13 protein-coding genes are annotated in these 13,115 nt (G+C 35.7%); 6 read left to right on the forward strand and 7 right to left on the reverse strand.

Going from position 1 to position 13,115, the window contains the following annotated elements:
* The first annotated feature begins 134 nt into the window (after nt 1–134).
* Nucleotides 135–1,133, forward strand: coding sequence for a 2-hydroxyacid dehydrogenase (locus ABN256_RS02030; RefSeq protein WP_196554197.1), 999 nt, complete (start codon nt 135–137; stop codon nt 1,131–1,133).
* Between the two features lie 93 nt (nt 1,134–1,226).
* Here the strand turns inward: ABN256_RS02030 and ABN256_RS02035 are convergent, their stop codons facing one another.
* From ABN256_RS02035 to ABN256_RS02045, 3 genes are all read right to left on the reverse strand, one after another.
* Complete coding sequence (locus tag ABN256_RS02035) at nt 1,227–2,825, reverse strand: methyl-accepting chemotaxis protein (protein ID WP_349439042.1); 1,599 nt, start codon at nt 2,823–2,825, stop codon at nt 1,227–1,229.
* 519 nt (nt 2,826–3,344) lie between these two features.
* Nucleotides 3,345–3,833 carry an NUDIX hydrolase gene (locus ABN256_RS02040; RefSeq protein ID WP_115349814.1) on the reverse strand — a complete coding sequence of 163 codons (489 nt, stop codon included), beginning with the start codon at nt 3,831–3,833 and terminating at the stop codon, nt 3,345–3,347.
* A 65-nt stretch (nt 3,834–3,898) separates the two neighbouring features.
* On the reverse strand, nt 3,899–4,519 hold the full coding sequence (locus ABN256_RS02045; protein ID WP_115349815.1) for a TetR family transcriptional regulator: 621 nt from the start codon (nt 4,517–4,519) through the stop codon (nt 3,899–3,901).
* Nucleotides 4,520–4,609: 90 nt separating this feature from the next.
* Between ABN256_RS02045 and ABN256_RS02050 the strand changes: the two genes are divergently transcribed.
* The 4 genes from ABN256_RS02050 (at nt 4,610) to fetB (ending at nt 8,248) form a co-directional block, all read left to right on the forward strand.
* A complete protein-coding gene (locus ABN256_RS02050; RefSeq protein ID WP_196554195.1) occupies nt 4,610–5,524 on the forward strand; it encodes a helix-turn-helix domain-containing protein in 915 nt (304 codons plus the stop codon).
* A gap of 191 nt (nt 5,525–5,715) precedes the next feature.
* Nucleotides 5,716–6,636 (forward strand): acyl-CoA thioester hydrolase/BAAT C-terminal domain-containing protein, encoded by a 921-nt coding sequence (locus tag ABN256_RS02055; protein ID WP_197269147.1) that lies wholly within the window; start codon nt 5,716–5,718, stop codon nt 6,634–6,636.
* Between the two features lie 142 nt (nt 6,637–6,778).
* Nucleotides 6,779–7,423 (forward strand): iron efflux ABC transporter ATP-binding subunit FetA, encoded by a 645-nt coding sequence (gene fetA, locus ABN256_RS02060; RefSeq protein WP_072068187.1) that lies wholly within the window; start codon nt 6,779–6,781, stop codon nt 7,421–7,423.
* Between the two features lie 51 nt (nt 7,424–7,474).
* A complete protein-coding gene (gene fetB / locus ABN256_RS02065; RefSeq protein WP_197269146.1) occupies nt 7,475–8,248 on the forward strand; it encodes an iron efflux ABC transporter permease subunit FetB in 774 nt (257 codons plus the stop codon).
* Between the two features lie 63 nt (nt 8,249–8,311).
* On the opposite strand, the gene ABN256_RS02070 is transcribed toward fetB, so the two are convergent.
* Nucleotides 8,312–9,136 (reverse strand): DNA/RNA non-specific endonuclease, encoded by an 825-nt coding sequence (locus ABN256_RS02070; RefSeq protein ID WP_371032478.1) that lies wholly within the window; start codon nt 9,134–9,136, stop codon nt 8,312–8,314.
* 692 nt (nt 9,137–9,828) lie between these two features.
* Between ABN256_RS02070 and ABN256_RS02075 the strand changes: the two genes are divergently transcribed.
* Entirely contained in the window at nt 9,829–10,716 is an 888-nt protein-coding gene (locus ABN256_RS02075; protein WP_197269145.1) for a PhzF family phenazine biosynthesis protein, read from the forward strand.
* 62 nt (nt 10,717–10,778) lie between these two features.
* Here the strand turns inward: ABN256_RS02075 and ycgN are convergent, their stop codons facing one another.
* Genes ycgN through ABN256_RS02090 form a run of 3 tightly spaced genes read right to left on the reverse strand, consistent with a single transcriptional unit; the run spans nt 10,779 to nt 13,094 of the window.
* Nucleotides 10,779–11,222, reverse strand: a complete 444-nt coding sequence (gene ycgN / locus ABN256_RS02080) for a cysteine cluster protein YcgN (RefSeq protein ID WP_109408109.1) — start codon at nt 11,220–11,222, stop codon at nt 10,779–10,781.
* 36 nt (nt 11,223–11,258) lie between these two features.
* On the reverse strand, nt 11,259–11,915 hold the full coding sequence (locus ABN256_RS02085; protein ID WP_196554191.1) for a fumarylacetoacetate hydrolase family protein: 657 nt from the start codon (nt 11,913–11,915) through the stop codon (nt 11,259–11,261).
* A gap of 51 nt (nt 11,916–11,966) precedes the next feature.
* Nucleotides 11,967–13,094, reverse strand: a complete 1,128-nt coding sequence (locus ABN256_RS02090; protein WP_196554190.1) for a lytic murein transglycosylase — start codon at nt 13,092–13,094, stop codon at nt 11,967–11,969.
* Between the last annotated feature and the right edge of the window lie 21 nt (nt 13,095–13,115).

Below are 13,115 nucleotides of genomic sequence, written 5' to 3' on the forward strand. Positions count from 1 at the left end.
ACAAACCTGAATCATCCACTTACCTCGCTAAATTGTTTATAATGATAGTATTAATTTCTTTCATATTGGGGCAGGATAATTCTTGTTTTTCCAGCCTCTGAACAAAAATTTTAATCGAGAGTAGAGAAGACTGGATGAAAATCGTTTCCTATAGTACTAAACATTATGATCGTAAGCACATGGAATGGGTCAATCAACATAATGGATATCATTATGATATTGAATATTTCGATTTTAATTTGACAGAACAAACCGCAAAAAATGCCGTTGGCGCAGATGCTGTTTGTATTTTCGTCAATGACGATGCAAATCGCGCGGTTTTGCAGGAACTAGCTAGCCTTAATATTCGCATACTTGCTTTACGCTGTGCGGGCTTTAATAACGTTGACTTAGAAGCAGCTGCTGAATTGGGTATCACGGTTGTCCGTGTTCCAGCCTATTCACCAGAGGCTATTGCAGAACATGCTGTTGGTATGATGCTCTCCTTAAATCGCCGTATACACAGAGCATATCAGCGTACTCGCGATGCAAACTTCTCATTAGAAGGTCTAACCGGTTTTAATATGCATAACCGCACTGCGGGTATTATTGGTACTGGCAAAATTGGATTAGCAACATTACGCATATTAAAAGGTTTTGGTATGAAATTACTGGCCTATGATCCTTACCCAAATCAAGCCGTACTTGATTTGGGTGCTGAATATGTCGATTTAGCTACAATTTACGCAAACTCTCATGTGATTTCATTACATTGCCCGTTAACCGCAGATAACCATCATTTATTAAATGAAGCTGCTTTTGCACAAATGAAAGACGGTGTGATGATTATTAACACCAGCCGTGGTGCATTAATTGACTCTGCTGCAGCGATTAATGCTTTAAAACAAGGCAAAATTGGTGCCTTGGGTATGGATGTTTATGAGAATGAACGCGATCTTTTCTTTGAAGATAAATCCAATGACGTTATTCAAGACGATATTTTCCGTCGCCTTTCTTCTTGTCATAATGTGTTATTTACTGGGCATCAAGCATTCTTAACTGAAGAAGCACTGATCAGTATTAGTGAGACAACATTACATAATATTAAAGAAGTTGCTTCAGGCAATACCTGTATAAACCAAATTAAAGCGTAATACTCAGCATTTAGATTAAAGTAATAAAAAAGCAAAAGCCCGCTTGACATAATTTTGCCAAGGGGGCTTTTTTATCAGTGATAAATGTCGCGTTTACTTCTCTTGGGCATCGAGAATCTCAGCTGATTTTGTAACACCAAAGCGAGATAATTTTTCGTTATCTTCATCGACTTTAAATTGTGAAACCAAGTTAGCTAATTGATGAGCTTCATCATCCATATTGGCTGTAATTGCTGCTGACTCTTCAACTAATGCTGCATTTTGCTGCGTTACAGTATCCATCTCACTTACTGCTAACGCAATTTGATTGATCCCCATACTTTGCTCATTAGAAGCAAGGGCAATCTGTTGCATAAAATCATTTACTTGATTAATTGTCGTCACGATCTCTGACATCGAACGACCCGCTTGAGCCACTTGCTGAGAGCCTACATGAACTTTATTAACAGAATGAGTGATGAGTTCATTAATTTCTTTAGCGGCTTCTGCACTACGGCTTGCTAAATTACGCACCTCTGACGCAACAACGGTAAATCCACGACCTTGCTCACCGGCTCTAGCTGCTTCAACGGCAGCGTTTAAAGATAAAATATTGGTTTGGTTTGCAATACTATTAATGATGTCATTGATATCTGCTATTTTCTTCGCACTTTCAGAGATTGAAGACATGGTTTCTACCACGCTATCCATAACACTCTCGCCATTTTGAGCAGAGCTTGTCGCTGTAAGAGCTAATTTACTGGCTTCTCGTGAGTTATCCGCATTTTTTTCAACCGTTGTTTTAATTTGCTCCATACTTGCAACCGTTTCTTGTAATGCACTTGCTTGCTCTTCAGTACGAGAAGATAAATCCGTGTTTCCTGTCGCAATTTCGCTTGCACTCACACTAATGGTGTTAACAGCATTTTTGACGGAAGAGATCATATGGCTGAGTGAATTTTTCATCTTATTCATTTCATTGAACAATTGACCAAATTCATTATTCCCATGATTTTCCACTCGCATACTTAAATCACCTTGGCTCATCTTGCTAAAAATATCGATAAGTATTTTGATATTGCCAATAAAGGTATGAGAGAACCAACGTAATATAAAGATAAATAATAGAATAACGATAACGCCAGTTGTAATCGATACTATCATCAAGCGTTCTTGTGATACTTTTGCAATATCGATATAGCTATTTTCGATACCATTAGCTACAGAATAATATTGCATGGTGATATCGTTTAGCTCATCCATTTTTACGCTAGCAGAATGTGTTGTCAGCTCACCTCGGCGCAATCGCTCTAACGCCCCCGTAAAAATATCGAGCAGTTCATCAAAACGTTTTGTCATATCGTCTGCTATTTCACGCCCTTCCATCGTTAGCTTTTCAGCATCTGCCCAACGGTGGATCTCTTCACGGGTAATTTCAATATACTCGGCTGTTTGATGAAAATATTTTGCAGATGGTTTTTCATTAACTCTTAATTGCCCATCTAACCCATTAATATTTGCCCTGATCACAGCCATTTGATATCGAGCTTTACCCATTAGCAACATTTGCTGACTTAGGCTATTTGATGAAACGAAATTATTATAAGATCGAGTGGAAGCATCATAACTAAAATAAATAATGCTCATAATCAACGCAAATAAAATGGCCAGCATGACCTTAACGGTCTTTTCTATACTGATATTTTTAAACATGGTCATATTCCATCAAAATATACAGAGTTTTTTACCTGTACATTTGTAAGATATCAGAATGCACCCTTTCTCTGACAAAGAGTATATTCCCTGGTGTAATAAAGTAAGGCTAAAATTTATTCATTAGAATATAAAGGCACATAAGATCTGCCTTTGTTTATAATGTCGGTAATAATGAGAGAAAACTTTAGAGTCTAGTGAAAAGCATTTTTCATTTACTAAATAAACGATTGTTTTATCCAGCCAGAGATAAATTAACTCTATAATATCCCGCAATGATGCTGATTTTACTCAGAAAAAGATAATTTATTAAATATTTTTTAGTTTTTGCACTTTGTTTTATTTATTCTTACACTGTCTCTTTATAGGTATTCCTACCTATTAACATTAATTTATTTAATTACATTATTTATTTAAACCCAATATTAAAAATAGTTTATTTCCAATAAAAATAAGATAGTTTCCTAAAACCATCTTATTTGTCTCTTTATTGAGTTACATTTCGCTTTATTAAGAAATTTAAATGATCTTTTTTATTAATAACGTTTCTGTTAGTTCAATAAGTCTTATCACATTCAATGGTGCATCTCTTTTTTTTAGTTCATCCAAAGAAAGCCATTGGAAAGATTTATTTGTCAATTGACTGTTTTTTAGCGGTTTACAAAGATAAATCATATCAATGTGATAATGAAATCCTTGTTTTTTATCATGAATAGGTTCTTTTAAAATAGCGAGGGGTTTAACAAGCTCAATAACATCACCATTATTTAAATCAAGATTTAAACCAAGGTTAAATTCCGGCTGGTAACACAAGCATTCACACAATAAGCCCGTTTCTTCTTCTATTTCTCTTAATGCAGCATTTTGTGGTTCTTCATTTTCTTCGATATGGCCTCCTGGTGGTAGCCAATATCCTATCTTAGGATGTAAATGGAAAAGAAACTGCCCTTGTTCATTAAATACAATACCTGTTGCAGTGAAATGGCTTTTAGGTACATCTATTGTCATAACATGCGTATCCTTAAGTTTTATAATCTTGTTCCAATGTACATCAAATCATTATATTTTTTGTGCTATTGATTATTTTTCACATTTGCTGAAGCTTGTTTTATTCCCATCAAAAAATCAAAAAAAATCCTCTTAAAATCCTTGCAGGCATTTTCTTGTAATGTGGCTTCATTTTTTAAGTTAATCGCAATATGAGTGAGAAAACCATAGATTAAATTAACGACAATATCAGGAGAGTAAGTGCAAATTTCTTGCTTAGAATAGAGTGTTTCTACGCAGAATTTGATTCGAGGAATAAGAATTTGTGCATCAATTTCATCCCATTCCTTCCAACCCAAAACTGAAATAATCTCTTGTAGCGGAATAAGCTTGTCTTTATGTTGGTAGATATGATCAACACAAAAACTAAAAATGGCCTCAAGTTCTTGCCATTTATCATCATAAGTAGGAATTTTAACCAGTTGCTTCATAACGTTATCAACTTGAAAAAGATAGCACTCTTTTAACAGTGCTTTCTTATTACTAAAATGATGATAAAACGCCCCTTTCGTCACTCTTGCATGACGTGATATTTCATCAATGGAAACATCACAATAGTTTTGATTTATAAATAGTTCTTGTGCCGCTTCACGTAACGCCGTGCGTGTTTGCTCTGAATTCTCTTGTTGCCGTGATTTTATTTTCATGATAAAACCCTTAAAACATACCATAAGTATGTAATAATATATGGGTATCAGTTTCGTGTAAACTGAACAAAATATTTTCAGGAAATTATCATGTCATCTCAGTACAATGGGCTTATCCCCTCGAATACCTTATCCACATTTAATATAGAAATTATCAAAGAACTTCTTCTCTGGATTGAGGTAAATCTGGAAAAACCGTTGCTACTTGATGATGTGGCGATTAAATCTGGCTATACAAAATGGCACTTGCAGCGTGTATTTAAACAAGCAACGGGTTTAACACTGGCTTCCTATATTCGTGGACGGCGTTTAACCAAGGCGGCAACAGAATTGCGGTTGACAAAATTACCTATCCTTACTGTGGCATTACGCTATCAGTTTGATTCTCAACAATCTTTTACTCGCCGCTTTAAAGCTACATTTGGCGTTACGCCGACTGAATACCGTAAACTGGATAATCTTTGTGGTAATAATTTTCAGCCGCCAATTAATTTTGATGTTGTTGATCTGCCCATTCCTAAAATTATGGATTTACCAGATAGCTATGTTTATGGCATGCAATATCAATATTTTTGCTCTATAGAAGATATTGGTAAATTACATGAAGATATTCGTCATCAATTTTGGAATGATTTTTTACTTTATACAGATAAAAACTTTACAGAAAGTACAGTGCTTATTTCTTATCAGCCCAATACATTACGTAAAAATAAAATCCAAATTGACTATGAGATTGGCTTAAATAGTTTAGATCACTTTACAAAAACCAGTGGATTTAGAAAAAGAGTGATTGAAGGTGGGCGTTATGTTCGATTTCAATTTAAAGGAACGTTAGAAGAATATAAGCAATTTGCGATGAAGATTTATTTTTATACATTACCCGCATTAGGCTTATGTCGCCGGTTAGGCGCTGATATTGAACGATATGTCAGTATAGAAACTGACGTTGATTTAATGGAAATACCCCGTACTTTAGAAATTGATTATTACGTGCCAATTCACTGATTTATTCTCAAATAGCCTGACTCGTTCAGGCTATTCTTATTAAGAGTATATTAATTTTATAGTGATGAGCTATGTAATGGCTTTTTCAACTCTTGTTTCTACTAAATAATTGACTAAATTAATGAGTTGTCCCTCAAAAAATAAATATTATTTTTCCTTCTGCTCTCTCTACACAAGTGGATCTATATATCATGCATATTTCACTTCTCTTTTTATTATCTGCTTTTTTGTTACCTTCTTTTACCAGTTATGCAGAAATCTCTACCCATACCCTTTTGCGTACAGAGGACAGTGAAATTAACTATTATTTAGATAAACGAGCGGAAAACAATCAAACTTTACTTGTATTAATGCAAGGTTCTGATTGTAACAGCATCAAAAATAATGCATTTATTCAAGAAATATTTGGGCAATGGTTACCCAATAGCGATGTTTTGATGGTGGAAAAATATGGTATTACTGCTCAATTATCTTATTTTCAAAGCGGAGAAGAACGGGCTGATTGCCCTAAAGAGTATACACTTCATGATAACCCCAACCAAAGAATGCAAGATTATGATGCAGTTTTAGATGAATTATCCCCTCATTATCCGAATATTGTTTTAATCGGCGGAAGTGAAGGTGCGACGATGGTGCATTTAGTGGTAGCTAAACGTAACGATATTAACGCGGCTGTCGCTTTAAATGGCGGTGGACGATTTTTTCTTGATGATGTTCTTTATAACATCCGTTATACCACACCAAAAGAACACGTTGAAGATGCGGTAAAAGGCTTTCAACAATTTGCTGATGCAATAAAAAATAACCAAATTGATGATGACCAAAATATTGGTGAACATAGTCCTTTATGGTGGAAACAGTTTTTTGCAATTGATTTACTTAATGTTATTAAAAATAATACTCAAACTCCTGTTCTTATTATCCAAACGCTCAATGATACTAATGTGAACGTCGAGGCTTTCCACCTACTGAATCAGAGTATTAATCAACCTAATATAAATTTCATTAAGTACGATAAGTTAGATCATGGATTTTATAATGAACAAGGTGAGCGTTTAACAGATGAAATAATCAATGATATCCAACAGTGGTATTTGAGGATCGTAAAATAAATTGATCTTTTTTATTAGCCTTATTCTTATTCTTCTATACTTTACCTGTAATAGAATTACTTATAACTGATTTAACGCAGGATCTTTTTATCGTTAATTCTGTATAATGATAATTATTCTCTCTTCTAAGTTTGGAATAAGAATGGAAAGCACACTTTTACGACTTGATAAAATAGGTTATCAAGTCAATAACAAAAAAATTCTTGATAATATCAATTTTGAACTTCACCCTAGCGAATTTAAACTTATCACCGGTCCTTCTGGTTGTGGTAAAAGCACCTTGCTTAAGATTATCGCTTCTCTGCTCTCTCCCACCAGCGGTTCTATTTTCTTTGAGCAGAAAGATTATTTAACCCTCTCTCCTGAAGAATATCGTCAACAAGTATCTTACTGTACACAAACACCCATGTTATTTGGTGAAACGGTTTACGATAATCTTAAATTTCCTTATTTTTTACGAAAAGTCTCCGTTGATGATAAGAAAATTGCACACGATTTAGATTATTTTTGTTTGCCTATTTCTATTAAGGAAAAAGGAATAAACGAGCTGTCAGGTGGAGAAAGGCAACGTATTTCGCTGATAAGAAACTTACAATTTATGCCAAAAATCTTATTACTTGATGAGATAACCAGTGCATTAGATGAAGATAACAAAACAAAAGTGAATGAGGTTATTCATCATTATGTTAAAGATCAAAAACTCGCTGTTTTATGGGTCACTCACGATCAAAATGAAATAAAACATGCCGATGATGTGATCTTATTATCTTCTCATAATAATGATTAATTTGTTTATTTTTTTATCAGTTACCCTTTAGCGATGAGCGAACATACTATTATGAACGAACATACGATAAGTAATGAGTCACTTATTTTCTCGCTGTTATTAGTACTTGTGGCAATCTTTATTAGCCACAAAGAAAAATTATCATTAGAAAAGGATATTATTTGGAGTACCGCAAGGGCCATTGTCCAACTCTTAATTGTTGGCTATGTATTGACCTATATATTCCATGTAGACCATTTTATTCTCACCTTTTTAATGGTGCTATTTATCTGTTATAACGCGGCACATAACGCCCAAAAACGCAGTAAATATGTTAAAGATATTTTTCTTATCTCTTTTGCTGCTATTACCACAGGGGCATTATTAACCCTAACTATTTTATTACTCACCAGTTCGATTGCTTTTACTCCTATTCAAATCATTCCTATTACCGGAATGATTGCAGGTAACGCAATGATAGCAACTGGTCTTTGTTATAATAATTTAGGGCAACGTTTTCAAAATCAGCAACAGCAATTACAAGAGATGTTAAGCCTTGGAGCTACCCCTAAATTAGCCTCAATGAGTATTATCAGAGACAGTATTAAATCTTCATTAATCCCAACGGTTGATGCAGCAAAAACAGTTGGTATTGTAAGCTTACCAGGTATGATGTCAGGCCTTATTTTTGCAGGGGTTGATCCATTACAAGCCGTGAAATATCAAATTATGGTGACGTTTATGTTGATGGCAACAGCCAGCATTTCGACCATAATTGCATGTTACTTAACCTATAAAAAATTCTTTAATCAACGTCATCAGCTAATTAATTTAGAAAATAGTTAATTTATATTGAAAAAGGTCACTAAATAAAGTGACCTTTTATTACTAGTATGCAGGTTTAAATAATTACTTTAATACCGTACACCCCATTTTTTTAACTAACTCACCTGCTTGAGTTTTCACATCTTGAGCGTTTTCAGGTAACTCACTCCAAAGTGTTAAACCTGTACGTGCTTCCACTTCTGCCGCTGTTACTTGGAATTCACAAAAATCTGCTTTTTTCGGTGTTTGTTGATCCATAATAAACGCCGCATAAGAGGAATTTTCTGGAGAATCATTTAGAAAAACCACTTTAAAATAAGCACTTGGAATTGTGTGATCTTTATCTGTACTTGGCAATTTACCCATATCTCTTTCATAGATAGGGCCTGTCACTGTAAAGACTTTGTGGCCTGCTTTGGCCAAATTACGCTCTTGATCTTCTAATCGTACCCACGCACCTTGGTTTAAATCTGCTTTTTGTGGTGTGATATTAGAAAGATAATTAAGTGCATTCCAACCAGGTAACGCAGCCAATGAAGCTAAAGGCGCCTGATGACCACGGTCAACTTTTAATGTGGCATTGGCATTTTTGTAATCCGCTGGCGATAAGGTCTCATCATTGCCTAAAGCCGGATCTTTTTTCCAATTACGTGCTTTACCACTACCTATGCTGTCTTTAGTTACTAAATAAGCAACCCAATCCGCAAACTTGGTTTCGCTATTATTATTTAGTGTATAAACATCTCGCTGAATAGTGGTTTCGCTTCCGCCTAATGGACAACCAATACCACAATTTTCATCATTCATTGAACGCATGGAAATATCACGCGCCGAAGTTAACAATGAAGATCCAATATTAGTATTAGGTTCAACAGTTATATCGGTATTTGCATAACTGGTGGAGATCATAAAAAATGATAAAATAATAGGTGTAATACGTTTCATATAAAATTCCTTTTTAAATAAAGAAACAAAAAAACTCGCCGAAGCGAGCTTTTTGTTAAAAGAGAAAAATCCTATTTTCTCTCGATGATGTATTCCAACTATAAACTGCAATACAAAAACCCCATCGTATTAATGAGGTTATTTTTAATCACAATTTACAGCCCAGAATTTTGCTAAGAAATAAAAAAACGGCGCGTAAGAATTCTAAAGATCAAATATCCCAAACACCGTTTATGATGAATATTTATTTTCACTGTCCCAAAAAGCAAAAAACCCCGCATTAAGCGAGGTTTAAAACTTATTAGGTTTGGTGAAGACTAAATTTCCACCATGAGAATAATCATGGGATATAATTCTTATTTAGTCAACAAGTTTTCTAAATATATTTTTATATGGAATAATTTTCTCTTTATTATCATCAATAAAGAGGAAATTATTTATATCACAGTTTGCTTGTTGTTCTTGAATTATTGATACTTCTAATCCGTGGGAAGCTCCTAGCGATTTATTTTTTCATATGTACTATTATTCACATCTAATAAAAAGGAACTATCATCATTTTTTACTATATAAATCTAAAGCTTACCAACAATTATCCATATTAGACTTTATATAAAAATTTAAATTGAATTGAGTTATAACACGAGAAAATCCAGATGAAAAACAGCGCTATCCTCACTACCGAGCACAAAATAAAGGTATATCTTGTAAACGCATTTACCCGCAATAATTCTGGAGGTAATCCCGCAGGTGTCGTACTTAACCCCCCTAATCTAAGTGATAAACAAAAAATAGAAATTGCCCGCCTAGTCGGCTTTTCTGAAACCGCATTTGTCTATACAGGCAAAGAGACCGACTTTAAGGTTGATTTTTTTACTCCAGAAGGAGAAGTTGATTTTTGTGGGCATGCGACATTAGCCGTTTTCTTTACTCTAGCTTCGCTTAATTTCATTGAGTCGGGTAATTACACGCAAAAAACAAAAGCAGGTATTCTAAGTGTCGCAGTAAGCTCACAAAGTATTGTTATGGAGCAAACACGTCCTGTTATGCGTCAAGGCCCTAATATTGATGTTGTCGCAACAGCATTGGGTATACACCGTGATGTTATTGAAAAAACTGGCTTACCCATTACGATCATTTCAACAGGTTTACACGATATCATTGTGCCTGTGCAACCAGGCTCACTAGATACTTTACAACCCAATTTTGATGTGATTGCGGATCTAAGTCGTGAATTTGATACCATCGGTTTTCACGTATTTGAATTAAGTCAAGACATCGCCATTACAGCTCATTGCCGAAATTTTGCACCTTTGTATGGTATCAATGAAGAATCTGCAACAGGCAGTTCTAGTGGAGCATTAGGCTGCTATTTGGTCAATTACGTTTTTCCTAATGAAACTCATTTTCTTTTAGAACAAGGCCGTGCGATGGGATGCTCATCGTTGCTTGAAGTGACGATTAATTCACACGCTCAAGAAATTCTTAGTGTTAGCGTTGGCGGGCAAGCTGCTATATTCGGAGAAAAAATAATCCGTCTTTAAATGGAAAAAAGCCCCGAAAAGGGCTTTTAATAATTGAATTCCGCAACGTTGTTAGTTTTTAATTAACCACGCCCTTTCGGACGATTAAGAATATGATCTTCCCAATCTTCAACTTCCGTTTCTGGCACTGCAATATACCTTACAGATATATTACCTTGGTGCATTTTTGCTTTATTTCCTGCAATAAGTGGGTGCCAACTTTGTAATGTTTTGCCTTCAGCAAGAAGACGATACGCACATGTCAGTGGTAACCACTCAAATGTTGGTAAATTATACCGAGTAAGCTTGATACAATCTGGCTCATAACGGAAACGATCTTCGTAATTACTGCATTGGCAGGTCTTAATATTAAGTTGATTACAAGCGACATTGGTAAAATATATTTCGTCGGTATCATCATCCATTAACTTGTGTAAACAACATTGCCCACACCCGTCACAAAGTGATTCCCACTCATCATCACTCATTTCATCTAATGTTTTAGTCTGCCAAAAAGCCTTTGTCATCTCTACGTTATTACCTTATTGCTCATCTGATACGAATTAAATAACCCGCGTTGTCAGCTGATGCTCGTTAACACTTAATACCAACATATCACCCGATTCTAGAGGGCCGACACCTTCAGGTGTTCCCGTTAAAATCACATCACCAGGACGTAGGGTAAAAAAGCGAGACATATAGCTGATAAGGGGTAAAACAGGGGTAAGCATATCACGACTGTTACCCTGCTGACGAATCTCATCATTAACACGTAACATTAAATCGACATTTTGTGGATCACCAAAAGAATTAACGGGAATAAAACCTGACAGTGGTGCAGAGCCGTCAAACGCTTTACTTTTTTCCCATGGTTGTCCTGCTTTTTTCAATTTACCTTGTAAATCACGTAACGTGAGATCAAGACCAATACCGAAACCCGCAATTGCGCGATCAACTCGATCTTCATTGGCTTGTTTGAGTGGCTGACCGATAAGTACAGCTAATTCGATTTCGTGATGAACAGCACCCATATCCTTAGGAATTGCAATAGGTTGACGAAGATCGCACATAGCGGTTTCTGGCTTGATAAAGATCACTGGTTCTTCTGAACGAATTGAACCCATCTCTTTAATGTGATTTGCATAGTTACTACCCACGCAAATTACTTTATTGACAGGGAAATCAAGTAACGCACCTTCCCAATCCCGATGTTGATACATAATGTGTTCCTTTTAGGTAAATTGCTGTGTTTTATTTCACTGCAAATAGGGCTAACTCGCGTTAGGCAGTGAGTTTATTTTATTAGCAACGCCATCAGCCATTGTGACAATGCTAAGGGCAAAGAAGTAAGAACTATTCCAATGCATAATTGTGCGGAAGTTTTGTGTCACTAAATAACTTCTGTGTAAATCATCATCTGGAATTATTAACCATACCTGCATATCGTCACTTAATTGGCTATTAGCAGGTAATTGAACGCCTAATGCTTTCCATTGAGCAACCGTTTTTTGTTGCTCGGCCTTAATACCTTCAAGTTGCTGGTTAAAATCTACTGATAAAGTAACCTGTTCCCCCCAAGGAAGTCCACTTTTCCAGCCTTCAGTCGCTAAATAATTAGCAGCCGAAGCAAATGCATCTTCACGCGTATTCCAGATATCTATTTTTCCGTCACCATTGCCATCTGCAGCATAAGTAAGGAAAGAAGATGGCATAAACTGAGTTTGTCCCATTGCTCCCGCCCAAGAGCCTTTCAAGCGCTGTCCTTGCGGTAAGTGTCCTTCCTCGATAATTTCAAGTGCTGCCATAAGTTGGCGTGTAAATAGCTCTTCTCGACGACCTTCAAACGCTAATGTAGCTAGCGCAGAAACGACATCTTCTTTGCCTTGCACTTTACCAAAGCCACTTTCAAGCCCCCATAACGCAACAATATAGTTTGCAGGCACTCCATATTTTTTGCTAATTAACTCTAAGGTTGATTGATTTTCTTGATAAAGATTAGCGCCTTGATTTAGACGACCATTGGTGACAATGCGCGGTAGATAAACATCGAGTGTAATTTTCTTTTCTGGTTGATTTCGATCAGATTTAATCACTCGTTCAATAAAATGTGCCTCTGAAAAAGCAAAATCTATTGTTTCTTGTTTATATCCTAATTGAGCCGCTTTCAATTTCAGTGCTTCAACATAAGCAGGAAATTGTGCAGCTGTGCGAGCATCTTTAGGAAAGGCCTGTTCTAATGATGCAATATTCACTTGTTTCCATCGAGGTGTTTTTTGTGTTTCAACTGCCGTTGCCTCTGGTGCGATAATTTGTCTTTCCGCCAATTTTTGTTGGCTATTAGTACAGGCTGACAGCATTAAACCAGAAACAATCACAGCGATGAACGAATATTTGAACATTTATGCTCCTTTTATCTCGAT

This window comes from Proteus sp. fly-1008 (genome assembly GCF_040140305.1).
GTDB lineage: Bacteria > Pseudomonadota > Gammaproteobacteria > Enterobacterales > Enterobacteriaceae > Proteus > Proteus vulgaris_B.